A 25,600-nucleotide genomic window follows, 5' to 3' on the forward strand; every position below is an offset into this window, starting at 1 on the left:
ACTGAGAATCCAGGCTCAGCACTTCATACTGCCAGCCAGACGAGAGCGAAGTTACCCAAGAGTGGTCAAGCCTAGACCAGTCAAATACCCCAAAAAGAGGGCTGGAGGGCTTAACTGACTGGCATTAGGGCAAGCCTCGCTCCTACAGATCACCGAACCCTGTAGGAGCGAGCGGTGCGGCGATCCGACTTGCTCGCGAAGGCATCCGCCCATTCAACACAGCAACATCAGGTTCAATACACCCAAACCTCAACCCGCCGATTCTTGATCCGCCCCTCATCCGCGCTGTTCGCCGCCACCGGCATCTCTGCACCAAAGCCACGAATCTCGCGAAACACCACACCGCTTTTCACCAGTTCCCGTCGTACCGCCATCGCCCGCAGCTTCGACAACAGGTCGGCACGCGCCGGATCGCTCTTCGCATCACCGAACCCCACCAGCGTCACCTGTCGATTGGTTTTGTCGCGCTGCTTTATATAGTCGAGCACTCGCGACAAATCCTGTCGGGCCTTGTTGTCCAGCGTCGCGCTGCCTTCCTCAAAACGGAAATTAACCGACAGCCGCTGCGCATGGCGGCTGAGCGCCTGATAACCCTCGGGCATCAAAGCGTTGGGCGTGACGCTCATGGCCTGCACGGTCTGCGCGATAAAGCCGTTGGCCGCGACAATCGCCTGGCCTTTGCTGCTTTGCGCGAACGCCACCAGCGCTTGCGACCAATGATTTTTACTGTTTGGCGGCAGGTAAAAGAACAGCCGTCGGGACAGCGGATAATCCTCCGTCGCAATCAGATTGTTGAGCGGCAACATGGCCTGGGATTGGCCATCGGCAATCGCCACGGCTTTGGCCTGTCGCACGTAAGGCAAACCGATAAAACCGATGCCTTGCGGATCCTGGCTGACAGCGTCGGACAATTGCTCGCTGGATTCGAAGCGTTTCGCGGCGCTATGCAGCGTTTTCCCACGACGACTAAGGACCAATTCCTTGAAGGTGTCGTAGGTGCCCGATTGATCATCCCGCGCATACAGGTGAATCGTCCCACCACTGCTACCGAGTTCTTCCCAGGTTTTTGCCTCACCGCTGAAAATGTGCGCCAGTTGTTCGGTGTTGAGTTGATTCAGCGGATTTTGTGGATGAAGGATGATCGCCAGTCCATCGATGGCGATGACTTGCTCGGCGCCGGGGCTTTTAAAGTCGCCCAGGGTTTTGAGGTCTGCCCGTTCGCTGTCCTTGATCGGGCGCGAGGAGGCGGCGAGGTCGGCGGAGGCGGTTTTCAGGGCGCCGAACCCGGTGCTGGAACCATGGGCCGCAACTTCCACCACCACCCGGCGTCCCTGTGCGGTTTCGCCGACGATGCGTTGTTCGTTGGCTTTATCCGGGACTTCACTGTGGACCTTGAGAAGGCCCTGTTCGCGCAACAGTCCTTCGACTAGCGCCGGCCCCAGTGCGGCGCCGATGGTGTTGGAGCCCTGGATGCGCAGCACCGGGCCGTTGTCGGGTGTCGGCAAATCGCCCGCCGACGCCGTCAATGGCAAACAGGCGCACAGCATCAACAGGAACAACATGCGCAGCGTCATGCCGGCACCTTATTTGGCCAAAGGAAGTGTCGGGAGAATAAGTCAGTAAGATGTCCGCAAGATGACAGTTACCCTTGTGGGAGCGGGCTTGCTCGCGAAGGCGGTGTGTCATTCAACATCAGTATCGACTGACACGACGCCTTCGCGAGCAAGCCCGCTCCCACAATTTGTTCTGTGTAATGCCTGGGGAATCAGCTCAACTCAAGCCAGATCGGCGCATGATCCGATGGTTTTTCCATCCCGCGCAGTTCGTAGTCCACACCCGCATCCTTGACCCGTGGCAACAACCCATGGGACGCCATGATCAGGTCAATCCGCAGCCCGCGCTTAGGCTCGTCTTCAAAGCCGCGGCTGCGGTAGTCGAACCAGCTGAAACGGTCGGCCACGTCCGGGTTCAAGTGGCGGAAACTGTCCACCAGGCCCCAGTTCTTCAAGCGGGCCATCCACTCGCGTTCTTCCGGCAGGAAGCTGCATTTACCGGTTTTCAGCCAGCGCTTCATGTTGTCCGGGCCGATGCCGATGTCGCAGTCTTCCGGGGAAATGTTCACGTCGCCCATCACCACCACCGGCTGTTCACTGCTGAACTGGCTTTCCAGCAATTGCTGCAGGTCGCCGTAGAAACGTTCCTTGGCCGGGAACTTGGTCGGGTGATCGCGGCTTTCACCCTGTGGGAAATAGCCGTTCATGATGGTCACCGGCACGCCATTGGCGTCGGCGAAAGTGCCCCAGATGAAGCGCCGCTGGGCGTCTTCGTCGTCGGTGGCGAACCCTTTATGCAGCGCAATCGGTTCCTGACGCGAGAGCAGGGCGACGCCGTAATGGCCTTTCTGCCCATGGAAATATACGTGATAACCCAGTGCCTGAACCTCGGCCAGCGGGAACTGGTCGTCGTGAACCTTGGTTTCCTGCAGCCCGATCACGTCCGGCTGGTGCTTTTCGATCAGCGCCGCCATCTGATGGGGGCGAGCGCGCAGCCCATTGATGTTGAAGGAGACGATCTTCATGGTCGGCAGTCCTGGCAAAAGGGCGATGCTAGCTGACCTGTAGGAATCGGGCCAGTGTTGAGGCAGGGGGAGTTACCTTGTCCTGTCAGAGATGTGTTGTCTTCGCTGGCCTCTTCGCGGGCAAGCCACGCTCCCACAGGTTCTATGGCGTATGCAAATTTTGTGTTCGCTCGAGAACCTTGTGGGAGCGTGGCTTGCCCGCGAAGAGGCCAGACCAGTCGATGAAGATCCAGCCTTGGTCTCCCACAGGTTTCTGTAGCGTCCACAAATTTTGTGTTCGCTCGTGAACCCTGTGGGAGCGTGGCTTGCCCGCAAAGAGGCCAGTCCAGTCGATGAAGATCCAGCCTTGGTCTATACCTGTGGGGGAACTGTATTACCACCCAAAGGCTCGTACCAATAAGAGCGCCGCCATTTTGAGCGGCGCCCCGGGGAGATCTGCCGTTATGCCCGAAACCTCGACCGCCATTGCCGATATTCACATGCTCGACAGCGGCTACGCCCACGAAGCGCGCTCCCTGCTTTACCACGCTTACCGGCACGAACCGACCTTTGGCTACTTGTTCGAGGCCGAGCGTCCCGGCTATGAACATCGTGTACGGGCGACTGTGCGCGAGCTGGTCAAACAACACTTTCTTCAGGATTTGCCGGCCATCGGCCTGCTGGTCAACGACCGCCTGATCGGCATCGCCCTGATTGCCCCGCCGCAACGTCGACTGGGCATCACTGAAAGTTGGGCCTGGCGTCTGCGCATGGTGCTCAGCACCGGCTTTCGTTGCACCCGCCGTTACCTCGATTACCACGCCGCCGTTGCCGCCTGCGTGCCGTCCGACTCGGTGCACGTCCTGCCGTTGCTGGGGATTCATCCGCAGTTCCAGGGCAAACACTTCGGCGAGCAACTGCTGCAAGCGGTGCACAACTGGTGCGCCGTGGATGAAACTTCCCAGGGCGTGATCCTTGATACCGGGAATCCTCGTTATCTTGAGTTTTATAAGCGTCAGGGCTATGAGGAAATTGGCGAGGTCGCCGTAGGACCCATTCGCGAACACGTGTTTTTCCACGCCAATCCCCAGGTGTTACAAACAGCAACGGCCTAAAGGTAGAACTTTCAAGCCACGCCAGGCTCTATCACGCTCCCACGCTCGTGATAGCATCCGCGCCTATGAAGTTTCCAGGAAGAATTACCAGTGGCGTGCTGATGCTGTTAACCAGCTGCGCGGCACTGGCGCAAAGTGAATTGGATGTGCGGATCAAACCGTCCAACGATGAACTGAAAGCCAATATAGAGGGCTATATTGGCAGCCTCGGCGATCGTGACGAAGAAGCCTTGCTGCGCTTCAGTCGTGGCGCCGAGGAACAGGCGCGCAAGGCCGCCCAGGCCTTGGGTTACTACCAGCCGCAGATTGACAGCGACGTGAAGGGCGGCAAGACGCCGCGCCTGATACTCAACATCGATCCCGGCGAGCCGGTGCATTTGCGCAATGTCACGATTCGCGTCGACGGCCCGGCAGCCTCGCTCAAATCCTTTCGTGTGCCCAAAAGCGCTGCGCTGAAAACCGGCGCGGTGCTAAACCATGGCCGTTATGAAGACGCCAAGAAACTGATCCAGAATCAGGCCTCGCGCTATGGCTTTTTCAGTGGTCACTTCACTCATCAGACATTGTCGGTGGACCCGCGCGCCGGCGTCGCCGACATCGACCTCGTCTATGACAGCGGCCCGCGTTATGCCCTGGGCAAGGTCAGTTTCGAGGGCGACACGCCGTTCGATGAAGACCTGCTGCGACGCATGGTGCCATTCAAGGAAGGCGCGCCTTACGACTCCGAACTGATCGCCGAACTCAATCAGGCCATGCAATCGAGCGGCTATTTCGAAAGTGTGCGGGTGGATGCGGCACCGACGGCGTCCAAGAACGATGTAATCCCGGTCGACGTCAAACTCGAAACCCGCAAACCACGGACCATGGGCCTGGGGCTTGGCTATTCCACCGACGTCGGCCCTCGGGTCAAGGCCAACTGGACGCGGCACTGGGTCAACCCGCAGGGGCACAGCTACGGCTGGGAGACTGAAATCTCGGCACCACGGCAGAACGTCGGGGTGTTCTACGACATCCCGCTGGACCCGCCGCTGACCGACAAACTGCGCTTTGCCGGCGGTTATCAAAACGAAGAAATCGCCGACAAAGACTCTCTCAGCAAACTCCTGACTATCGGTCCCGAGTGGCACAGCAAGTTGCCCAGCGGATGGCAGCGCGTGGTGTCGCTCAAGTGGCAGCGCGAGGAATACCGGCTCGGCGACGACTCGGGGCTCAGCACATTGCTGATGCCTGGCGTCAGTTATTCCTACCTTAAAAGCGACAACCGCATCGACCCGCACAACGGCTATCGCCTGGAATTCGAGACCAAAGTGGCCAAGGAAGGTCTGGGTTCGGACAACAACCTGGTTTACGGCACCGCCCTGGTCAAAGGCTTGACCACGGTCTTGGATAAACACCGTTTCCTCGGTCGGGTGCAGGTCGGCGGCAGCGCCACCAACGGCTACAAGTCCGTGCCGCCGTCGTTGCGGTTTTTCGCCGGTGGCGATCAGAGCGTGCGCGGCTACGACTATCAGAGCCTGTCTCCGGAAAACTCCGAAGGCGACCGCATCGGTGGTCGCTACATGATCGCCGGCAGCGTCGAATATCAGTACTCCGTCGCTGAAAAATGGCGGGTCGCAACCTTCGTTGACCAGGGCAACTCCTTTAATACACTCGAACTGCCGAACCTCAAGACCGGCGTCGGCATCGGCGTGCGCTGGGTTTCACCCGTGGGGCCGATTCGCCTTGACCTGGCCCACGCGATGGACGACGACGGCGGCATTCGACTGCACTTTTCCATGGGGCCTGAGCTGTGAATCGTGGTTTGAAAATAGCGCTTCTGGCGATTCTGGCGCTGCTGATGCTGGTTGTCCTGGCCGTGACCACGGTGCTGGGCACGGCGACGGGCAGCCGTTGGGCGCTTGGCTTTGTGCCGGGCCTGACCGTGGAGAATTTCCAGGGCCGATTGGGCGGGCAGTGGAGTGCTGATCATCTGTTGTGGCAGCAGGACACCCGCCGGGTTGAGCTGAGCAAACCGATATTCGCCTGGTCGCCGCTGTGCCTGACGCGCATGACCTTGTGCATCGAGCAATTGAAGGCCGATCAGGTCAGCCTGCAGTTCCCGCCGGGCACTGAAGATGAAAGCAGCGGGCCGATCACGCTTCCGGACCTGAACTTGCCTCTGGCGATCGAACTGGGCGATGTGCAAGTCGGCAGTCTGCTGTTCAATGGCAGCGAAGAACTCAAAGGCTTGCAACTGGCCGCGCACTGGACGGCGCAAGGGTTGCAGATCGACTCGGTGAAGTTGCAGCGTGATGAGTTCAGCCTGAATCTGTCCGGCCTGCTGCAACCCAGCGGCAATTGGCCGCTGAAGGCCGAAGGCACGTTGACCTTGCCGGCCCCAGAACCTTGGGCGTTGGCCCTGAAGTTGGATGGCGACCTGCTGAAAACCCTGCACCTGAAAGCCGCCAGCAGCGGTTACTTGAACGGGCAACTGACCGGTGAGCTGCAACCGCTGGTCGACAACCTTCCGGCCAAAGTAAGGATCACCGCCGACGGCTTCAAACCCAGCGCCGATCTGCCGGACACGCTGCAACTCAATCAACTGGAACTCACTGGCGACGGCGACCTGAAAAACGGTTACCAGTTGCTCGGCAAAGCCACGTTGCCCGCAGAGCTCGGCCCGGTCGCCCTGTTGCTGCAAGGCAAGGTCGACGCCAACGGTGCGCAGATTGCCGGCCTCGACCTGACCGCCAACGACAAGCAAACCCTCAAGCTCACCGGCAACCTCGACTGGAGCAAAGGCCTGAGCGCCGACGCGAAGATCGACTGGCTGGATTTCCCCTGGCACCGTCTCTACCCGCTGATCGACGAGCCCGAAGTGGCGCTGCGCAGTTTCAACGGTGAAGTCTCCTACACCGACGGAAAGTACATCGGCCACTTCAAATCGGCCCTCGATGGCCCGGCAGGTGCGTTCAGCCTCGAGAGCCCGTTCAGCGGCGATCTGACGAAAATCTATCTGCAACAGATTCAACTCGAAGCCGGGCAGGGCAAGGCCGTCGGGCATCTGAACCTGCAATTTGCCGATGGCATTGCCTGGGACACCGCGCTTGACCTGTCGGCGATCAACCCTGCGTATTGGGTCGCGGAGTTGCCGGGTAACCTGGCCGGGCCGTTGCGCAGCAAAGGCGAGATGAAGAATGAAAAACTCAGCCTGAGCGCCGACCTCGATTTGAAAGGCAAACTGCGCGGTCAACCGGCGGTGATCCAGGCCAAGGCCGATGGTGGCGGTGAGCAATGGAGCCTCAACGCACTGCAAATTCGCCTCGGTGACAACAGCATCAACGGCAAGGGCAGCCTGCAACAGAAGCTCACCGGCCAGATCGACATCAAGCTGCCACGGCTGGCTCAACTCTGGCCGCAACTGCGCGGACAGCTTAACGGTCGCGTCGATGTCGCCGGTACGCTGAAGGCGCCGCAAGGCAAGCTCGAGCTGCAAGGCACGCAACTGGCCTTCGAGGACAATCGCCTGCAAAGCCTGAACCTGGACGCGACCCTCGACGGCGCGCAACGGGCGAAAGTCGACCTCAAGGGCAGCGGCATTCAGGCCGGCGACACCTCGCTGGGCACACTGACGGCCAGCGGCCAGGGCGATATCAAAAACCAGAAACTTGCCCTCGATCTGCAAGGGCCGAAGCTGAAACTGGCGCTCGGCCTTGACGGTTCGCTGGACAAGGGCAACTGGCGCGGACGCCTGGCCAGCGGTGATATCCAGGCCGGCGGTCAGGACTGGAAGCTGCAAGCCCCGGCGAAACTTGAACGGCTGGCGGACGGCAAGATCAACTTCGGCGCCCATTGCTGGATCTCCGGCCCGGCCAGTCTGTGTGGCGAAGACCAGCGTTTGATGCCGGAACCCAAGCTGCGTTATCACCTCAAGCAATTCCCGATCGAAAGCCTGGCGCAATGGTTGCCGAAAGATTTCGCCTGGAAGGGCAAACTTAACGCCGACCTGCAACTGGACCTGCCGGCCAGCGGCCCGAACGGCCAGGTCAGCGTCGATGCCAGCGGTGGCACGTTGCGCATGAAGGAAAAGGATCAGTGGCTGGACTTCCCGTACCAGACCCTGAAGCTCACCAGCAAACTCACGCCCAAACGCATCGACACCGACCTCAACTTTGTCGGCGGCAAGCTCGGCGAGCTGATGGTGCAGGCGCAAATCAATCCGCTGCCGAAAAACAAACCGCTCACGGGGTCGTTCCGTCTCAGTGGCCTGGATCTGTCGGTGGCGCGGCCGTTTGTGCCGATGGTCGAGAAACTCACCGGGCGTTTGAACGGCAGTGGCACGCTCTCCGGCGATCTGCTGGCGCCGCTGGTCAACGGCAACCTGCTACTCACTGACGGGGAAGTGTCCGGACCCGAATTGCCGATGGAGTTGCAGGGCTTGCAGCTTCAAGCGCAGATCGCCGGCGAAACCGTGCAATTGAACGGTGGCTGGAAAAGCGGCAAAAGCGGGCAGGGCAGTCTCAACGGCAACATCGCCTGGGGCCAGGCGCTGGTGGTGGATCTGACGCTCAAGGGCACGCAGTTACCCGTCACCGTCGAACCGTATGCCAAGCTCGAAGTGGCACCGGACCTGAAGATCTCGATGAAGGACGACAAACTGGCGATCACCGGCAAAGTGTTGGTGCCCAAGGGTGAAATCACCGTGCGCGAGTTGCCGCCGTCGACGGTCAAGGTCTCCGATGACACGGTGATCGTCGGCCAGCAGACCGAAGAGGGCAAGCCGCCGCTGGCCATGAAGATGGACATCGACGTGGTGGTGGGTGAGGACAAACTCAGTTTTGCCGGGTTTGGCCTGACCGCCAACCTGCAAGGGCATGTGCACATCGGCGACAACATGGACACCCGTGGCGAGCTCTGGCTCAACGATGGGCGTTATCGGGCATACGGTCAGCGACTGACGGTACGGCGTGCGCGGCTGCTGTTCGCCGGCCCGATTGACCAGCCGTATCTGGACATCGAAGCCATTCGCCAGACCGACGACGTGATCGCCGGCATTCGCCTCAGCGGCAGCGCCGAACAGCCGACCACGCAGATTTTCTCCGAGCCGGCGATGAGCCAGGAACAGGCCTTGTCTTATCTGGTGCTGGGGCGTCCGCTGAGCACCAACGGTGAAGACAACAACATGCTGGCCCAGGCGGCGCTCGGGTTGGGCTTGATGGGCAGTTCCGGGGTGACCGGCAAACTGGCCAACGATCTGGGGATTCAGGATTTCCAGCTCGACACCCAGGGCAGCGGCAACACCACCAGCGTCGTGGCCAGCGGCAACCTGTCGGAAAAACTCAGCCTGCGTTACGGCGTTGGCGTGTTCGAGCCGGCCAACACCATTGCCTTGCGCTACAAGCTGAGCAAAAAGGTCTACCTCGAAGCCGCCGGCGGCGTAGCCAGTTCGCTGGACATCTTCTACAAGCGGGATTTCTAAATCCCCGTTCCTTCCTGAACCGAGTCGCTGCCTTCGCGAGCAAGCCTCGCTCCTACAGGTTTGGTGTAACCCCTGTAGGAGCGAGGCTTGCCCGCGAAGGCGTCAGTGTGCTCGCCACAAAATCCGCGCCATTTATCAGCTAAATAGAAAGCAACCTAACTATTGCGTTGACATTCTCTGCCTAAGCAGTAACATCTCGTCACACATTCTCTGCCTAGGCAGCTATTTGGTGATCAGATGAAACATTTCACCCCAGACGCATTCCACAATTGCCATCTCGGCCTCCTGCTCGGGCGTGCTGCGCTGCTCAAGGACCGGATCATCGACACGCACATGGAACCCCACGGCATCACCGCGGCGCAGTTCAAAGTGTTGATCATCATGGCCCAGTTCGGCGTCGATACCCCGGCCGAGCTGTGCCGTCACCTGTCGCTGGACAGCGGTTCGATGACCCGCATGCTCGATCGTCTGGAACAGAAAGGTTTCCTCGCCCGCCAACGTTCCGAGGCGGATCGGCGTCAGGTTCAACTGGTGCTGACTGAATTAGGCCAGCAACTGGCTGACCGCCTCCCGGAGATCGGCGCCGACGCCATGAATGAACTGGCCGGCGCGATCACCCCGGAAGAATTGAAAACCCTGGAACAGATCCTCAAGAAAATCCTGGTAGCGGCCGGTGACTCGATCACGTTGCTGCGGGTAGGTGACAAATGAGCAGCAAAACCCCGCGGACCGGACTGAGCCTGGTGCTGGCGGCCATGACCCTGGCCGGTTGCGCCAGTTACAGCGGCCTGACCACCGAAGGCGTCAGCCTCGATGCGAAAAACCTCAAGGCCGGGCAATCGCTCAATGGCGTGACCCTCTCGCCCGCGGCCTGGCCGAAAAGTGATTGGTGGAAAAGCCTCGGCGACCCGCAACTGGATGGCCTGATCCGCGAAGCCCTGCACGACAGCCCCGACATGCAAATCGCCGACGCTCGCGCCCACCAGGCCAGCGCCGCCGCGTATGCCGCCGACGCCGCGCGCATGCCGACCCTCGATGCCAGCGCTGGCGTCAGCCGTTCGCGTCTGGCCCGCGACCAGGACCCGAGCGGGCAGGGCGGCACGTATTCCACCGTGCGTAACATCGGTGCCAGTTTCAATTACAACTTCGACCTCTGGGGCGGTCAGCGGGATGCCTGGGAAGCCGCGTTGGGCGAGGCCCGTGCTGCCGAAGTCGATCAGCAAGCCGCACAGTTGACCTTGTCCGCCGACGTTGCTCGCGCCTACAGCGACCTGGGTCAGGCGCACATCGTCTACGACCTGGCCAACGAAGACCTCAAGCGCACCAGGCAGATGCTCGACCTGAGCCAGCGTCGCCTGAGCTCGGGGATCGACAGCCAGTACCAGTTCCAGCAAACCGAAAGCCTGGAAGCCAGCTCCGAAGCGAGCCTGATCGACGCCGAAAAACGCCTGCAAAGCGCGAAAATCGCGTTGGCCGTGCTGCTCGGCAAAGGCCCGGATCGCGGCAATGAAATCGCCCGGCCGAAGATCCTCCAAGCCAGCGCCGTGGCGTTGCCATCGGTATTGCCGGCCGAGTTGCTGGGTCGTCGACCAGACCTGGTGGCCGCACGCTGGCGAGTCGAGGCTGCGAGCAAGAACATCGCCGCCGGCAAAACCCAGTTCTACCCCAACCTCAACCTGAGTGCCGCGGCCGGTGCCGAGTCGTTGCTGGGGGATGCGATGTTTGGTTCGGCGAGCCGTTTCTTCAACGTAGCGCCAACGATCTCCGTGCCGATTTTCGACGGCGGCCGCCTGCGCGCCGACCTCGATTCCCGCGACGCCGATTACGACCTCGCCGTGGCGCAGTACAACAAAAGCCTGGTGAAAGCGCTGGGTGATGTCAGCGACACCATCAACCAGCTGCGCGATATCGGCCGGCAGCTCGGCGCCCAGCAGCGCGCCACCGACATTGCCCAGGATTCTTACAACACCGTGGTCCAGCGCTACGGTTCCGGCATCGGTAACTACCTGGACGTGCTCAGCATCGAGCAGCAATTGCTCCAGGCCCAGCGTCAGCTGGCCAACCTGAATGCCGAGCAGATCGACCTGACGATCCAACTGATGCAGGCGCTGGGTGGCGGCTTCCAGGGCGAAACCTTGACCGCAGCCAACGCACTCCCAGCCACGCAGCACAACTAATTCAAGGTATTTGTCATGGCCACTGCCGAAACGACAACACAAACCCCTGACAACGCACCAGACACCAGCAACCCGCGCAAACGCAAAATCATGCTGGTGGTGCTGGCGATTGTGGTGATCCTCGCCGGTGTCGGCGTCTGGGGTTATCACGAGTTCTACGGGCGCTGGAATGAAAGCACCGACGATGCCTATGTGAACGGCAACGTGGTGGAAATCACTCCGTTGGTCACCGGCACTGTGGTCAGCATCGGAGCCGATGATGGTGACCTGGTCCATGAAGGCCAGGTGCTGATCAATTTCGACCCGAATGACGCCCAAGTCGTTCTGCAAAGTGCCCAGGCCAACCTGGCCCGCACCGTGCGCCAGGTTCGCGGCTTGTACAGCAACGTCGACGGCATGAAAGCCCAGGTCAACGCCCAGCAAGCCGAAGTACAGAAGGCCCAGGACAACTTCAATCGCCGGAAGAACCTCGCCGCTGGCGGCGCGATCTCCCAGGAAGAGCTGTCCCACGCCCGCGACGACCTGACCTCGGCGCAAAACGCCCTGGCCAACGCCAAGCAGCAACTGAAAACCACCAGCGCGCTGGTGGATGACACCGTGGTCTCGTCGCATCCGGACGTGATGTCGGCTGCCGCGCAATTGCGTCAGGCCTACTTGAATAACTCCCGCAGCACCTTGATTGCGCCGGTCACCGGTTACGTCGCCAAACGCTCCGTGCAACTGGGCCAGCGCGTCCAGCCGGGTACGGCGCTGATGGCGGTCATTCCGCTGGATCAGCTGTGGATCGACGCCAACTTCAAGGAAACCCAGCTGCGTGACATGCGCATCGGTCAGCCGGTGGACATCGAGGCCGATCTTTACGGCAGCGACGTGAAATTCAGCGGCACCATCGATAGCCTCGGCGCCGGTACCGGCAGCGCATTTGCCCTGCTGCCGGCGCAGAACGCCACCGGTAACTGGATCAAGATCGTGCAGCGGGTGCCGGTTCGGATTCACATCAACGCCGAAGAACTGGCCAAGCATCCGTTGCGGGTGGGGCTGTCGACCCAGGTCGACGTGAATCTGCATGACCAGAGCGGCCCGGTGCTGGCGCAACAGCCGCCGCAAAAGGCGTCGTTCAGCACCAACGTCTACGACCGTCAGTTGGCCGAGGCCGACGCGATGATCACTCAGTTGATCCACGACAACAGCGCTGCGGTCAGCAAAACCGTGCAGCGCTGACACCACCGACCCTGTGGGAGCGAGCCTTTGTGGTGAGGGGATTTATCGGAATGCCGCACCACCCCGTTCGGCTGCGAAGCAGACGTCAGCTCATTAATGCGATTGGACTTTGAAGTGCTGGGGCCGCTTCGCGACCCAACGGGGATAAATCCCCTCACCACAAAGGCTCACTCCTACAAGGTCAGCTGCGTCTGTAACAGGCGCTGCGCCAATCAGGTTCCAAAGGATTTGCGATGAGCAATAACGCGTCTTTCACGCCGCCCAGCCTGCTGCTCGCCACCATCGGCCTGTCGCTGGCGACCTTTATGCAAGTGCTCGACACCACCATCGCCAACGTGGCGCTGCCGACGATTTCCGGCAACCTGGGCGTGAGTTCGGAGCAGGGCACCTGGGTGATCACTTCGTTTGCGGTGAGCAACGCCATCGCGCTACCGCTGACCGGTTGGCTCAGCCGGCGCTTCGGTGAAGTGAAGCTGTTTCTCTGGGCGACTGTTCTGTTTGTACTGGCCTCGTTTCTCTGCGGTATCTCGACCTCGATGCCCGAGCTGATTGGCTTCCGGGTGCTGCAAGGCCTGGTGGCCGGTCCGTTGTACCCGATGACCCAGACGCTGCTGATCGCGGTCTATCCGCCGGCCAGGCGTGGCATGGCCCTGGCATTGCTGGCGATGGTCACGGTGGTCGCACCGATTGCAGGTCCCATCCTCGGCGGCTGGATTACCGACAGTTACAGCTGGCCGTGGATCTTCTTCATCAACGTGCCGATCGGCATCTTTGCGGTGATGGTGGTGCGCCAGCAACTCAAGGCGCGGCCGGTGGAAACCAGCTACCAGCCGATGGATTACGTCGGTTTGATCACGCTGATCATTGGCGTCGGCGCGTTGCAGGTGATCCTCGACAAGGGCAACGACCTGGACTGGTTCGAGTCGAACTTCATCCTCATTGGCGCGGCCATTTCCGTGATTGCACTGGCGGTGTTCGTGATCTGGGAAATGACCGACAAACACCCAGTGGTCAATCTGCGGCTGTTCGCTTACCGCAACTTCCGCATCGGGACCATTGTGTTGGTGCTGGGTTACGCCGGGTTCTTCGGGATCAACCTGATCCTGCCGCAATGGCTGCAAACCCAAATGGGTTACACGGCGACCTGGGCGGGGCTGGCGGTTGCGCCGATCGGGATTCTGCCGGTGCTGATGTCGCCGTTTGTCGGCAAGTACGCGCACAAGTTTGATCTGCGGCTGCTGGCTGGGTTGGCGTTTCTGGCGATCGGCCTGAGTTGCTTCATGCGCGCTGGGTTTACCAACGAAGTGGACTTCCAGCACATCGCGCTGGTGCAGCTGTTCATGGGCATTGGCGTGGCGCTGTTCTTCATGCCGACCTTGAGTATTCTGATGTCGGACCTGCCGCCGAGCCAGATCGCCGACGGCGCGGGCCTGGCGACGTTCCTGCGGACCTTGGGCGGTAGTTTTGCGGCGTCATTGACGACGTGGATCTGGATTCGCCGGGCCGATCAGCACCACGCCTATATGAGCGAAAGCATCAGCACCTATGAGCCGGCGACCCGTGAGGCCCTGAACAGCTTGGGCGGGGCGAGCAATCCGGCGTATGCGCAATTGGATCATGTGCTGACCAGTCAGGCGTACATGCTCTCCACCGTGGATTACTTCACGTTGCTGGGGTGGGCATTCATGGGCTTGATTGTGCTGGTGTGGCTGGCGAAACCGCCGTTTGCGGCGAAGGCGGGGCCTGCTTCGGCAGGGCACTAAGCACAACGCGGTCAATAATGTGGGAGCGGGCTTGCTCGCGAAGGCGGTAGATCAGTCGACATTAATGTTGAATGAAAAACCGTATTCGCGAGCAAGCCCGCTCCCACATGGGTTCTGTGTTCGGTAGTTAGTTGCCGGGTAATGCCAGTTGCGGCGGCGGCATAAAATCAAACGGCGCCAGCGCAAACCCTTGCTCATCCACCTGCAACGCCCACCCCTGACGATCCCAATCCCCCAGCACAATCCGCTTGGCCGCCTGCTCGCCAACCTGCAACTTGTGAATGGCCGGGCGATGGGTGTGCCCGTGGATCAACGTTTTCACGCCATATTCCTGCATGATCCGCGGCACTTCTTCCGGCGTGACATCCACAATGTCATTGGCCTTCATCCGCGTCTGCGCACGGCTTTCACTGCGCAGTTTGCGCGCCAGTTTATGGCGAGTGCGCAACGGCAAGTGCCGCAGGATAAACAAGGTGATCGGGTTTCGCAGGTAGCGACGCAGCTTCATGTAAGCCTCGTCGCGGGTGCAGAGGCTGTCGCCGTGCATCAATAGCACCGGCTCGCCGTTGAACTGCACGACACTCGGATCTTTCAGCAACGTGCAGCCGGCCTGTTTGCAAAAGGCCTGGCCGAGCATGAAGTCGCGATTGCCGTGCATCAGAAAAATGGCCGTGCCGCTGTCGCTGAGGGTGCGCAGGGCCTGGCAGATGGAACGCTGAAAGGGCGTCATGGCATCGTCGCCAATCCACGCCTCGAAAAAGTCGCCCAGGATGTACAACGCACTCGCCGAGCGGGCGCGTCCGGCGAGCAAATCCAGAAACGCCCGGGTGATGTCCGGGCGCTCCTCTTCCAGATGTAAGTCTGAAATCAGCAGTATCACTCAATGATCTCGGCTTTCTCGATGATCACGTCTTCTGCAGGTACGTCCTGGTGGCCGGACTTCATGGTGGTGGAAACACCTTTGATCTTGTCGACGACGTCGGTGCCTGCAACGACTTTGGCGAATACCGCGTAGCCCCAGCCCTGAGTGGTCTTGGCGCTGTGGTTCAGGAAGCTGTTGTCAGCCACGTTGATGAAGAACTGGGCGGAAGCCGAATGCGGTTCCATGGTGCGAGCCATGGCCACGGTGTACTTCTCGTTCGGCAGGCCGTTGTCGGCTTCGTTCTGGATGCTAGGGCGCTTGTCTTTCTTTTCTTTCATGCCTGGCTCGAAACCGCCGCCCTGGATCATGAAGTTACCGATGACGCGGTGGAAAACAGTGTTTTCGTAGTGACCGGCGTTGACGTACTCGATGAAGTTGGCAACGGTCAGCGGTGCCTTTTCAGCGTTCAGTTCCAGGACGATGTCGCCATGGTTGGTGGTCAGTTTGACTTGGGTCATGATCGGTACTCTTTCAATGAATTCGTGGGTTTCGGGGCTTTGCAGCCCTCAACCGGTCCGGCCAATTTTGGCCAAGATGCGCAGTTTAGCGTGCCGGGCGCGAATTTCGAGGCTGTTTTTCATTTGCATCCGATTAAATGCAACCGTTTTCGGGCCTGCTCTGTCAGCGACTTGACGGCATCGGCTATGATAAGCCCCTTTGTTTTAACAGCCGCTTTGATTTGGCCAACTGGCCGCGCACTTGTACGTTCAAGGATCCTATGAGCAAGCCCACTGTCGACCCTACCTCGAATTCCAAGACCGGCCCTGCCGTGCCGGTCAATTTCCTGCGCCCGATCATCCAGGCGGACCTGGACTCGGGTAAGCACACGCAGATCGTCACCCGTTTCCCGCCTGAGCCCAACGGCTACCTGCACATCGGTCACGCCAAGTCGATCTGTGTGAACTTCGGCCTGGCCCAGGAGTTTGGCGGCGTCACGCACCTGCGTTTCGACGACACCAACCCTGCCAAGGAAGACCAGGAATACATCGACGCGATCGAAAGCGACGTCAAATGGCTGGGCTTCGAATGGTCCGGCGAAGTGCGCTATGCCTCGCAGTATTTTGACCAGTTGCACGACTGGGCCGTTGAATTGATCAAGGCCGGTAAGGCCTACGTCGACGACCTGAGCCCTGAGCAGGCCAAGGAATACCGTGGCAGCCTGACCGAGCCGGGCAAGAACAGCCCGTTCCGTGATCGCTCCGTGGAAGAGAACCTGGACTGGTTTGCCCGCATGAAGGCCGGTGAATTCAAGGATGGCGCACGCGTGTTGCGGGCGAAGATCGACATGGCCTCGCCGAACATGAACCTGCGCGACCCGATCATGTATCGCATCCGTCACGCTCACCACCACCAGACCGGCGACAAGTGGTGCATCTACCCGAACTACGACTTCACCCACGGTCAGTCGGACGCCATCGAAGGCATCACCCACTCGATCTGCACCCTGGAGTTCGAAAGCCACCGTCCGCTGTACGAATGGTTCCTCGAGAACCTGCCCGTGCCGGCGCAACCGCGTCAGTACGAGTTCAGCCGTCTGAACCTGAACTACACGATCACCAGCAAGCGCAAGCTCAAGCAACTGGTCGATGAAAAGCACGTTCTCGGTTGGGATGATCCGCGCATGTCCACGCTGTCCGGCTTCCGCCGCCGTGGCTACACGCCGAAATCGATCCGCAACTTCTGCGACATGATCGGCACTAACCGTTCCGACGGCGTGGTCGACTTCGGCATGCTCGAATTCAGCATCCGTGACGACCTCGACCACAGCGCCCCGCGTGCCATGTGCGTGCTGCGTCCGCTGAAAGTTGTGATCACCAACTACCCGGAAGGCCAGGTCGAGAACCTCGAACTGCCATGCCACCCGAAAGAAGACATGGGCGTGCGCGTTCTGCCGTTCGCCCGTGAGCTCTACATCGACCGTGAAGACTTCATGGAAGAGCCGCCAAAAGGCTACAAACGCCTGGAGCCGAATGGCGAAGTGCGCCTGCGCGGCAGTTATGTGATCCGTGCCGACGAAGCGATCAAGGACGCCGATGGCAACATCGTCGAACTGCGTTGCTCCTACGATCCGGAAACACTCGGCAAGAACCCTGAAGGCCGCAAGGTCAAAGGCGTCGTGCACTGGGTGCCGGCCGCTGCCAGCGTCGAGTGCGAAGTGCGTCTGTACGATCGCCTGTTCCGTTCGGCCAACCCTGAGAAGGCCGAAGACAGCGCCAGTTTCCTGGACAATATCAACCCTGATTCGCTGCAAGTGCTCACCGGTTGTCGTGCTGAACCCTCGCTGGGCAATGCACAGCCGGAAGACCGTTTCCAGTTCGAGCGCGAAGGTTACTTCTGCGCGGATATCAAGGACTCGAAACCAGGTGCTCCGGTATTCAACCGTACCGTGACCTTGCGTGATTCGTGGGGCCAGTGATTCAAGGAACCTAACGTGCTTTCTATCTACAACACGCTCACCAAGAGCAAAGAAGTCTTCAAACCCTTGGATGGCAACAAGGTGCGCATGTACGTCTGCGGGATGACCGTGTACGACTATTGCCACCTGGGCCATGGCCGCAGCATGGTCGCGTTCGACCTGGTGACCCGCTGGTTGCGGTTCAGCGGCTACGACCTGACTTACGTGCGCAACATCACCGACATCGACGACAAGATCATCAATCGGGCCAATGAGAACGGCGAGTCGTTCGAAGCCTTGACCGAGCGCATGATCGCGGCGATGCACGAAGACGAAGCGCGCCTGAACATCAAGAAGCCGGACATGGAACCGCGCGCCACCGGGTATATTCCCGGCATGCACGCGATGATCCAGACCCTGATCGACAAGGGTTACGCCTACGCCCCGGGCAATGGCGACGTCTACTACCGCGTCGCCAAGTTCATGGGCTACGGCAAGCTGTCGCGCAAGAAGATCGAAGACCTGCGCATCGGCGCGCGGATCGAAGTCGACGAATCCAAGCAGGATCCGCTGGACTTCGTGCTGTGGAAGGGCGCCAAGCCGGGCGAGCCGAGCTGGCCTTCGCCTTGGGGCGACGGTCGTCCGGGCTGGCACATCGAGTGCTCGGTGATGTCCACCTGCTGCCTGGGCGAGACCTTCGATATTCATGGCGGCGGCAGCGACCTCGAGTTCCCGCACCATGAAAACGAAATCGCCCAGAGCGAAGCGGCCACCGGCAAGACCTACGCCAACGCGTGGATGCATTGCGGCATGATTCGCATCAATGGCGAGAAGATGTCCAAGTCCTTGAACAACTTCTTCACCATTCGCGACGTGCTGGAAAAGTACCACCCGGAAGTCGTGCGTTACCTGCTGGTGTCGAGCCATTACCGCAGCGCGATCAACTATTCGGAAGACAACCTCAAGGACGCCAAAGGCGCACTCGAGCGTTTCTACCACGCGCTGAAAGGCCTGCCGAAGGTGGCGCCGGCCGGTGGCGAAGCGTTCGTCGAGCGTTTCACCCAGGTGATGAACGACGACTTCGGTACGCCGGAAGCCTGCGCGGTGCTGTTCGAGATGGTTCGCGAGATCAACCGTCTGCGCGAGACTGATCTCGATGCGGCGGCGGGTCTGGCGGCTCGCTTGAAGGAACTGGCCAGTGTGCTGGGCGTGTTGCAGCTTGAGGCGGATGACTTCTTGCAGGCCGGCGCTGAAGGGCGAGTTGATGCGGCTGAAGTTGATGCATTGATTGCTGCGCGTCTGGCGGCTCGTGCCGGTAAAGACTGGGCTGAGTCCGACCGTATCCGCGACCAGCTGACCGCGATGGGCGTGGTGCTGGAAGACGGGAAGGGTGGTACGACCTGGCGATTGGCTGACTGATTGCTGTGTTTGCTGCAAAACAAAACCCGCCTTGTGCGGGTTTTTGTTTTTGGGCAGCTGCAAGTCTGGTGGCGCCTAGACTGGCGCCTCGCGAGCAGGCTCGCTCCTACATTGGGTCTTCGCCAGGTTTGAGTTCTGTGCTCGACACCATTCCCCTGTAGGAGCGAGCCTGCTCGCGATGGTCTCAAGCCGAACACCGACGGTGCGGTTCACCTGTCACTCAGCCTGGCGCAATCGCTTGTAAAGGGTATTGCGACTAACCCCAAGCCTGCGGGCCAGGTGCGAGATATTCCCCCCAGCCGCCTGCAACTGCCGATTCAAATCCTCCACATCATTCAAATCCACCGCCAGTGGCTCTGGCGAATCCACCGGTTCCATCTCCAAGTCCACAAAAAAATCATCCGGCAAGTGCTCCGGCCGCACCGGTTGTTCCTCGGCCATGGCCAGTGCCACCTGCATCACGCTGCTGACCTGCCTTAAATTCCCCGGCCACGGGTGGCGGCCGAATAACTCCAATACCTCCCGACTTAACCCGGCCCACTGCGATGGCTCGCGATGCTGTTCCCACAGGCGCTCGAACAGCGCCTGTTTGTCGCTGCGTTCCCTGAGCGGCGGCAATTCCAGGGTCAAGCCACCGATCCGGTAATAAAGATCCTCGCGAAACCGGCCCAACTGTACTTGCTCACGCAACGAGCGGTTGGTCGCCGAGATGATGCGAATGTCCACCGGGAACAACTCGCTACTGCCCACCGGTTGCACGCAACGTTCCTGCAACACCCGCAGCAACCGCGCTTGGGTCGGCAACGGCATATCACCTATTTCATCAAGGAACAGGGTGCCTTTGTCCGCCTTGCGGATCAGCCCGATGCTGCCTTTCTGGTTGGCGCCGGTGAACGCGCCTTTCTCGTAGCCAAACAGCTCGGACTCCACCAGTTCGGCGGGGATCGCTGCACAGTTGACGGCGATGAATGACTGTTTGCTCCGGGAACTGGCCTGATGCAAGGCTTTGACGAAGACTTCCTTGCCAACCCCGGTTTCCCCGTGGATCAACAGCGGAATGTCTTTTTCCAGCAAGCGTTCGGCCTGGCGCACGGCTTTTTCCACGCGACTGTCGCCGAAATGCAGGGTGTTGAGGCTGATCGCAGTGGGGGCGATAACCGCTGGTTCCGCAAAGACTCGGGCCTGAATCGGCACCTGTTTCGGCCGTTTCAACAGGCATTGAAAGCGGTTGCGTCCAGAGGCTTGAAGGGCGAACGGCAGGTCATCCGGCTGGTTCAGCAGTTCCAGCAACGAGACCTTGAACAGGCTCTCGACACTGATACGCGACAGGCTGATACCCAACAAATTATCGGCCCGGCGATTAGCCGACAGCACCTGACCGGTTTCATCGAAGATCAGCAAACCGGCCCATTGGCTGTCGAGGTTGTTCAGTCCGGTGTTGAAGGTCAGTTGGAAATGCTGGCCGTGAAAGAGGTTGAGGATCAGCCGGTTTTCCACGGTCTGGCTCATCATCTTGACCATGCCGAGGGTGTGGGACGGCGGCAGGTAGCTGTCGCTGGACACGTCCAGCACCGCGATCACCTTGCGCTCGGCATCGAATATCGGCGCGGCAGAACCGGTCATGAAGCGGTTGGCCTTGAGGAAATGTTCATCGTGCTCGATGTGCACCGCTTGCTCGCAGGCCAGCGCGGTGCCAATGGCGTTAGTGCCGCTGCAACGCTCCATCCAGCTGGCGCCAGCGCTGAAACCGCGGGTCAGACTCGGTTCGATGAAACGCTGGGTACCCCAGGACGTCAGCACCTGGCCCTGATTGTCGGCCAGCATGATCAGGCAGTTGGAATTGCTCAGGATGTTTTCGTAATACGGCAGGACTTCCTGATGCGTGGTTTGCACCAGGGAATGCTGGCTCTCCAGCAACTGGGCGATGCCCTCGGCCGGCAACTGATCGAACGCTGGTGCGCTTTGATGATTGAGGCCGAACGCTCGGCAGCGGGACCAGGAGTCCTGGATGATGGCGTCGTGGGAGAGCGGCGAGGCGGGTACGGCCATGGCAGTCGATCTCTGAGCAAGCTTTTATTGTTTTTATGGGTTTTGCATCTCGTTCAAACGCCAGATAACTGTAGGAGCCAGGCTTGCCGGCGAAGGCGTCCTTGAAATTGCCTTCGCCGGCAAGCCTGGCTCCTACAGGGGCAATGTGCGGCTGAAAAGTGTTTATAGAGTGTTGTTCACTATTGTTCATTGTCAACGGCTGGATTGTTCAATTGTTCAGTCGCAGTTGTTCATTTCTGTTCAGCAACGAACCCGGTTTTTCATTTGATTGAAGGATTTTCAAACCAGATCAACAGCTTGCAATTTCTGGCATGAAACTCGCTCTACTGCTCCGGTCGCTTGACTCCAAATAATAAAAAGGCCGAGCCATGTCATTAACCCTGGAGCACGTCAGCCGTACCGTCGAGGGCCAGACCTGGATCGACGATGCGTGCCTTAGTTTTGAACCCGGATCCTTCAACGTTTTGCTCGGGCGCACGCTGTCCGGCAAAACCAGTCTCATGCGCCTGATGGCCGGCCTGGACAAGCCCGACAGCGGCCGCATCCTGATGAACGGCGTCGACGTCACGCAGCGCCCGGTACGTCTGCGCAATGTGTCGATGGTCTATCAGCAGTTCATCAATTTCCCGACCATGACCGTGTTCGAGAACATCGCCTCGCCCTTGCGCCAGGGCGGTGTCTCCAATGAGCTGATCCAGAGCAAAGTGCTGGAAACCGCCAAGATGCTGCGCATCGAGAAATTCCTCCAGCGCTATCCGCTGGAACTCTCGGGCGGCCAGCAACAGCGCACCGCGATGGCCCGGGCGTTGGTCAAGGATGCCGAGCTGATCCTGTTCGATGAGCCGCTGGTGAACCTCGACTACAAGTTGCGCGAAGAACTGCGTCAGGAAATGCGCGAGCTTTTCAAGGCCCGGCACACGATTGCGATTTACGCCACCACCGAACCCAATGAAGCGCTGGCCTTGGGCGGCACCACCACCATTCTTCACGAAGGCCGAGTGGTCCAGAGCGGCAAGTCCTCCGAGGTCTATCACCAGCCGCAAACGGTGCTGGCGGCGGAGCTGTTCTCCGAGCCGCCGATCAACCTGATGCCGGGCCGTATCGCCGGCAACGAAGTGAGCTTCGCCAATTTCGTGCACTTTCCATTAAACGTTGATTTGCGCCCGGTCGGCGAGGGCGAGTTCCGCTTCGGCGTGCGCCCGAGCCATATCTCCCTGGTGCCGAGCAACGACGATGACCTCGAACTCGCCGTGACTGTCGAGGTGGCCGAGATCAGCGGTTCGGAAACTTTCCTGCACGTGCGCAACGAGCATTTCCTGTTGGTACTGCACTTGCCCGGGGTCCACGAATACGACGTCGATGCGCCGATTCGCATCTATATCCCGACCCATAAACTGTTTGTGTTCGATGCGCAGGGGCGGCTGGTCCAGGCGCCCGGTCGCCGCATCGCGAGGGTTGCCTGATGGCCGAAATCCGTTTGCAGAACCTCGCCCACAGCTACACCAGCACGCCCACCGGCCCCGAGGATTACGCGATCCGCGAAATGGACCACGTCTGGGAGCAGGGCGGTGCTTATGCCTTGCTCGGGCCTTCGGGCTGCGGTAAGTCGACGTTGCTCAACATCATTTCCGGGTTACTCAGCCCGTCCCAGGGCCATGTCCTGTTCGATGGCAAAGCGGTCAACGACCTGACTCCCGAGAAGCGCAACATCGCTCAGGTTTTCCAGTTTCCGGTGGTCTACGACACCATGACGGTGTTCGACAACCTGGCCTTCCCGCTGCGCAATCAGGGCATGGCCGAGGCGACAATTCACAGCAAGGTGCAGGAAATCGCCGAGGTCCTCGACCTTCAGGCGCTGCTGAGCAAAAAGGCGCGCAACCTCACCGCCGACGAAAAACAGAAAGTCTCCATGGGCCGTGGGCTGGTGCGCGACGACGTCTCGGCGATCCTGTTTGATGAACCGCTGACCGTGATCGACCCGCACCTGAAGTGGAAACTGCGGCGCAAGCTCAAGCAGATCCACGAGCAGTTCAACATCACCATGGTCTACGTCACCCACGATCAGCTCGAAGCCTCGACCTTCGCCGACAAAATTGCGGTGATGTACGGCGGGCAGATCGTGCAATTCGGCACCCCGCGCGAGTTGTTCGAGCGTCCGACCCACACCTTTGTCGGCTATTTCATTGGCAGTCCGGGGATGAACCTGATCGAGGTGCAGCCACAACCGGGCGGCGTAGGGTTTGCGTCGACGCTTCTGCCTTTGTCTGACGCGCAACAGAAACGCATCGCCGAGTCGCAATGGAAAACCCTGAAGGTCGGCATCCGTCCCGAGTTCGTGCATGTGTGGGACGAGCCGCTCGATGACGCGATGCAGGCACACGTCATACACGTCGAGGACCTCGGCACCTACAAGATCATGACCCTGAACCTTGATGGCGCCCCGCTGAAAGTGCGCCTGGCCGAAGACAAGCCAGTGCCTGAGGGAATCGCCTACATCAACTTCCCGGCACAGTGGTTGATGGTCTATGCCGACGATTACCTGCTGGAGACGCAGCCATGAACAAGGTGCAGAACAACAAGGCCTGGTGGCTGGTCCTGCCGGTGTTTCTGCTGGTGGCGTTCAGTGCGGTGATCCCGATGATGACCGTGGTCAATTACTCGGTGCAGGACATCTTCGACCAGTCCAGCCGCTACTTCGTCGGCGCCGACTGGTACAAGCAGGTGCTGCTTGATCCCCGCCTGCACGACTCGCTGCTGCGGCAATTCATCTATTCCGCCTGCGTCTTGCTGATCGAAATCCCGCTGGGCATCGGCATCGCCCTGACCATGCCGACCAAGGGCCGCTGGTCGTCGCTGGTGCTGATTATCCTGGCGATTCCGCTGCTGATCCCGTGGAACGTGGTCGGGACCATTTGGCAGATCTTCGGTCGGGCCGACATCGGCCTGCTGGGTTCGAGCCTCAACGCGATGGGCATCAGCTATAACTATGCGGCAAACACCATGGATGCCTGGGTCACGGTGCTGGTGATGGACGTCTGGCACTGGACGTCGTTGGTGGCGCTGTTGTGTTTCTCCGGGTTGCGGGCGATTCCGGACGTCTATTACCAGGCGGCACGGATTGATCGCGCGTCGGCCTGGGCGGTTTTCCGACATATCCAGTTGCCCAAGCTCAAGAGCGTGTTGCTGATCGCGGTGATGTTGCGGTTCATGGACAGTTTCATGATCTACACCGAGCCATTCGTGCTCACGGGCGGTGGTCCGGGGAATGCCACGACGTTCCTCAGCCAGACCCTGACGCAAATGGCCATCGGGCAGTTCGACCTCGGCCCCGCGGCGGCTTTCTCGCTGGTGTACTTCCTGATCATCCTGTTGGTGTCCTGGCTGTTCTACACCGCCATGACTCACTCTGACGCCAACCGCTGAGGTCTGCCATGAGTAAAAGAAAGCTTATTCCGTTGCTGATCTACATCCTGTTCCTGCTGGTGCCGATCTACTGGCTGCTGAACATGTCCTTCAAGAGCAACACCGAAATCCTCAGCGGCCTGACGCTGTTTCCGCAGGATTTCACCTTCGCCAACTACAAGGTGATCTTCACCGATCCGGCCTGGTACACCGGTTACCTCAATTCGCTGTATTACGTGAGCCTGAACACGATCATTTCCCTGAGCGTGGCGTTGCCAGCGGCTTATGCGTTCTCGCGTTACCGCTTTCTCGGTGACAAGCACCTGTTTTTCTGGCTGCTGACCAACCGCATGGCGCCGCCGGCAGTGTTTTTGCTGCCGTTCTTCCAGCTGTATTCCTCGATTGGTCTGTTCGACACCCACATTGCGGTGGCGCTGGCTCATTGCCTGTTTAACGTGCCGTTGGCGGTGTGGATTCTGGAAGGGTTCATGTCTGGCGTTCCGAAGGAAATCGACGAAACCGCCTACATTGACGGCTACAGTTTCCCCAAGTTCTTCGTGAAGATTTTCGTTCCGCTGATTGGCTCCGGGATCGGTGTGACGGCATTTTTCTGCTTCATGTTTTCCTGGGTCGAACTGCTGCTGGCGCGAACGTTGACATCGGTGAACGCCAAACCCATCGCGGCGGTGATGACCCGAACAGTCTCGGCGTCTGGCATCGACTGGGGCGTGCTGGCGGCGGCGGGGGTGTTGACTATCCTGCCAGGCATGCTGGTGATCTGGTTTGTTCGCAACCATGTGGCCAAGGGCTTTGCCCTGGGCCGGGTCTGAGGAGCTGATGATGGAATGGATGAGCTGGACTGTCCCCACAGCGGCGTTTTTCATCGCCATTGGCCTGATTCTGGCGGGCATGACGACTTGGGAATTACGTTCGCCGAGTGTCCCTCGGCGTGGTTTTCTGCCGATTGCCACCACCCGTGGCGATCGGCTGTTTATCGGTCTTCTCGGCAGCGCCTACCTGCATTTGCTGGTAATCGGCGTCACCGACTGGAGCATCTGGGTTGCGTTCGCGTTGTCCCTGGTGTGGCTGTTGGCTGTGATGCGTTGGGGCTAGTCGAAATCG

General features: G+C 59.9%; 19 protein-coding genes. 14 read left to right on the forward strand and 5 right to left on the reverse strand.

Translation table 11 applies throughout. The annotated features are described in order from the left end of the window. Positions 1–233: 233 nt before the first annotated feature. Complete coding sequence (locus EYC95_RS22795; RefSeq protein ID WP_131062331.1) at positions 234–1,574, reverse strand: substrate-binding domain-containing protein; 1,341 nt, start codon at positions 1,572–1,574, stop codon at positions 234–236. A 191-nt stretch (positions 1,575–1,765) separates the two neighbouring features. Continuing rightward, positions 1,766–2,578, reverse strand: coding sequence for an exodeoxyribonuclease III (gene xthA / locus EYC95_RS22800; RefSeq protein WP_131062332.1), 813 nt, complete (start codon positions 2,576–2,578; stop codon positions 1,766–1,768). A gap of 443 nt (positions 2,579–3,021) precedes the next feature. Between xthA and EYC95_RS22805 the strand changes: the two genes are divergently transcribed. From EYC95_RS22805 to EYC95_RS22835, 7 genes are all read left to right on the forward strand, one after another. Continuing rightward, complete coding sequence (locus EYC95_RS22805) at positions 3,022–3,672, forward strand: N-acetyltransferase (protein ID WP_027925074.1); 651 nt, start codon at positions 3,022–3,024, stop codon at positions 3,670–3,672. 65 nt (positions 3,673–3,737) lie between these two features. Then, the gene (locus tag EYC95_RS22810; RefSeq protein WP_131062333.1) at positions 3,738–5,465 is read left to right on the forward strand and encodes an autotransporter assembly complex family protein; all 1,728 of its coding nucleotides are present in this window, start codon (positions 3,738–3,740) and stop codon (positions 5,463–5,465) included. Beyond that, the gene (locus EYC95_RS22815; RefSeq protein WP_131062334.1) at positions 5,462–9,130 is read left to right on the forward strand and encodes a translocation/assembly module TamB domain-containing protein; all 3,669 of its coding nucleotides are present in this window, start codon (positions 5,462–5,464) and stop codon (positions 9,128–9,130) included. Before EYC95_RS22810 ends, EYC95_RS22815 begins: the two co-directional genes overlap by 4 nt. Positions 9,131–9,367: 237 nt before the next feature. Then, the gene (locus EYC95_RS22820) at positions 9,368–9,841 is read left to right on the forward strand and encodes a MarR family winged helix-turn-helix transcriptional regulator (protein WP_131062335.1); all 474 of its coding nucleotides are present in this window, start codon (positions 9,368–9,370) and stop codon (positions 9,839–9,841) included. Further along, the gene (locus EYC95_RS22825; protein ID WP_131062336.1) at positions 9,838–11,307 is read left to right on the forward strand and encodes an efflux transporter outer membrane subunit; all 1,470 of its coding nucleotides are present in this window, start codon (positions 9,838–9,840) and stop codon (positions 11,305–11,307) included. Before EYC95_RS22820 ends, EYC95_RS22825 begins: the two co-directional genes overlap by 4 nt. Before the next feature lie 15 nt (positions 11,308–11,322). Next, positions 11,323–12,528 carry an efflux RND transporter periplasmic adaptor subunit gene (locus tag EYC95_RS22830; protein WP_131062337.1) on the forward strand — a complete coding sequence of 402 codons (1,206 nt, stop codon included), beginning with the start codon at positions 11,323–11,325 and terminating at the stop codon, positions 12,526–12,528. 233 nt (positions 12,529–12,761) lie between these two features. Then, positions 12,762–14,291: a DHA2 family efflux MFS transporter permease subunit gene (locus EYC95_RS22835; RefSeq protein ID WP_131062338.1), complete on the forward strand. Its 1,530-nt coding sequence runs from the start codon at positions 12,762–12,764 to the stop codon at positions 14,289–14,291. A gap of 127 nt (positions 14,292–14,418) precedes the next feature. Here the strand turns inward: EYC95_RS22835 and lpxH are convergent, their stop codons facing one another. Continuing rightward, positions 14,419–15,171, reverse strand: coding sequence for a UDP-2,3-diacylglucosamine diphosphatase (gene lpxH / locus EYC95_RS22840; protein WP_131062339.1), 753 nt, complete (start codon positions 15,169–15,171; stop codon positions 14,419–14,421). Beyond that, positions 15,168–15,671, reverse strand: a complete 504-nt coding sequence (locus tag EYC95_RS22845; RefSeq protein ID WP_131062340.1) for a peptidylprolyl isomerase — start codon at positions 15,669–15,671, stop codon at positions 15,168–15,170. The genes lpxH and EYC95_RS22845 overlap by 4 nt, the downstream gene beginning before the upstream one ends. A gap of 260 nt (positions 15,672–15,931) precedes the next feature. Between EYC95_RS22845 and EYC95_RS22850 the strand changes: the two genes are divergently transcribed. Next, positions 15,932–17,629 (forward strand): glutamine--tRNA ligase/YqeY domain fusion protein, encoded by a 1,698-nt coding sequence (locus EYC95_RS22850; protein ID WP_131062341.1) that lies wholly within the window; start codon positions 15,932–15,934, stop codon positions 17,627–17,629. A gap of 15 nt (positions 17,630–17,644) precedes the next feature. Beyond that, on the forward strand, positions 17,645–19,027 hold the full coding sequence (cysS, locus tag EYC95_RS22855) for a cysteine--tRNA ligase (RefSeq protein WP_131062342.1): 1,383 nt from the start codon (positions 17,645–17,647) through the stop codon (positions 19,025–19,027). 216 nt (positions 19,028–19,243) lie between these two features. On the opposite strand, the gene EYC95_RS22860 is transcribed toward cysS, so the two are convergent. Then, the gene (locus EYC95_RS22860) at positions 19,244–21,076 is read right to left on the reverse strand and encodes a sigma-54-dependent Fis family transcriptional regulator (protein ID WP_131062343.1); all 1,833 of its coding nucleotides are present in this window, start codon (positions 21,074–21,076) and stop codon (positions 19,244–19,246) included. Positions 21,077–21,444: 368 nt separating this feature from the next. On the opposite strand from EYC95_RS22860, the gene EYC95_RS22865 reads away from it, so the two are divergent. The 5 genes from EYC95_RS22865 to EYC95_RS22885 are packed head-to-tail and all read left to right on the forward strand — an operon-like array spanning position 21,445 to position 25,591. Beyond that, complete coding sequence (locus tag EYC95_RS22865; protein WP_131062344.1) at positions 21,445–22,539, forward strand: ABC transporter ATP-binding protein; 1,095 nt, start codon at positions 21,445–21,447, stop codon at positions 22,537–22,539. Further along, complete coding sequence (locus EYC95_RS22870; RefSeq protein WP_131062345.1) at positions 22,539–23,636, forward strand: ABC transporter ATP-binding protein; 1,098 nt, start codon at positions 22,539–22,541, stop codon at positions 23,634–23,636. Before EYC95_RS22865 ends, EYC95_RS22870 begins: the two co-directional genes overlap by 1 nt. Continuing rightward, positions 23,633–24,499, forward strand: a complete 867-nt coding sequence (locus EYC95_RS22875) for a carbohydrate ABC transporter permease (RefSeq protein ID WP_131062346.1) — start codon at positions 23,633–23,635, stop codon at positions 24,497–24,499. The genes EYC95_RS22870 and EYC95_RS22875 overlap by 4 nt, the downstream gene beginning before the upstream one ends. An 8-nt stretch (positions 24,500–24,507) precedes the next feature. Continuing rightward, on the forward strand, positions 24,508–25,308 hold the full coding sequence (locus EYC95_RS22880) for a carbohydrate ABC transporter permease (protein WP_131062347.1): 801 nt from the start codon (positions 24,508–24,510) through the stop codon (positions 25,306–25,308). A gap of 10 nt (positions 25,309–25,318) precedes the next feature. Continuing rightward, complete coding sequence (locus EYC95_RS22885) at positions 25,319–25,591, forward strand: DUF2160 domain-containing protein (RefSeq protein WP_109629387.1); 273 nt, start codon at positions 25,319–25,321, stop codon at positions 25,589–25,591. Positions 25,592–25,600: the final 9 nt, after the last annotated feature.

The sequence above is a fragment of the Pseudomonas sp. BGI-2 genome (genome assembly GCF_004310295.1).
Lineage (GTDB): Bacteria > Pseudomonadota > Gammaproteobacteria > Pseudomonadales > Pseudomonadaceae > Aquipseudomonas.

Bases quoted from the DNA above. Each gene is read 5' to 3' on its own strand.
- EYC95_RS22795 (WP_131062331.1), bottom strand. From the start codon at position 1,574: ATGACGCTGCGCATGTTGTTCCTGTTGATGCTGTGCGCCTGTTTGCCA.
- xthA (WP_131062332.1), bottom strand. From the start codon at position 2,578: ATGAAGATCGTCTCCTTCAACATCAATGGGCTGCGCGCTCGCCCCCAT.
- EYC95_RS22805 (WP_027925074.1), top strand. From the start codon at position 3,022: ATGCCCGAAACCTCGACCGCCATTGCCGATATTCACATGCTCGACAGC.
- EYC95_RS22810 (WP_131062333.1), top strand. From the start codon at position 3,738: ATGAAGTTTCCAGGAAGAATTACCAGTGGCGTGCTGATGCTGTTAACC.
- EYC95_RS22820 (WP_131062335.1), top strand. From the start codon at position 9,368: ATGAAACATTTCACCCCAGACGCATTCCACAATTGCCATCTCGGCCTC.
- EYC95_RS22825 (WP_131062336.1), top strand. From the start codon at position 9,838: ATGAGCAGCAAAACCCCGCGGACCGGACTGAGCCTGGTGCTGGCGGCC.
- EYC95_RS22830 (WP_131062337.1), top strand. From the start codon at position 11,323: ATGGCCACTGCCGAAACGACAACACAAACCCCTGACAACGCACCAGAC.
- EYC95_RS22835 (WP_131062338.1), top strand. From the start codon at position 12,762: ATGAGCAATAACGCGTCTTTCACGCCGCCCAGCCTGCTGCTCGCCACC.
- EYC95_RS22845 (WP_131062340.1), bottom strand. From the start codon at position 15,671: ATGACCCAAGTCAAACTGACCACCAACCATGGCGACATCGTCCTGGAA.
- EYC95_RS22850 (WP_131062341.1), top strand. From the start codon at position 15,932: ATGAGCAAGCCCACTGTCGACCCTACCTCGAATTCCAAGACCGGCCCT.
- EYC95_RS22860 (WP_131062343.1), bottom strand. From the start codon at position 21,076: ATGGCCGTACCCGCCTCGCCGCTCTCCCACGACGCCATCATCCAGGAC.
- EYC95_RS22865 (WP_131062344.1), top strand. From the start codon at position 21,445: ATGTCATTAACCCTGGAGCACGTCAGCCGTACCGTCGAGGGCCAGACC.
- EYC95_RS22870 (WP_131062345.1), top strand. From the start codon at position 22,539: ATGGCCGAAATCCGTTTGCAGAACCTCGCCCACAGCTACACCAGCACG.
- EYC95_RS22875 (WP_131062346.1), top strand. From the start codon at position 23,633: ATGAACAAGGTGCAGAACAACAAGGCCTGGTGGCTGGTCCTGCCGGTG.
- EYC95_RS22880 (WP_131062347.1), top strand. From the start codon at position 24,508: ATGAGTAAAAGAAAGCTTATTCCGTTGCTGATCTACATCCTGTTCCTG.
- EYC95_RS22885 (WP_109629387.1), top strand. From the start codon at position 25,319: ATGGAATGGATGAGCTGGACTGTCCCCACAGCGGCGTTTTTCATCGCC.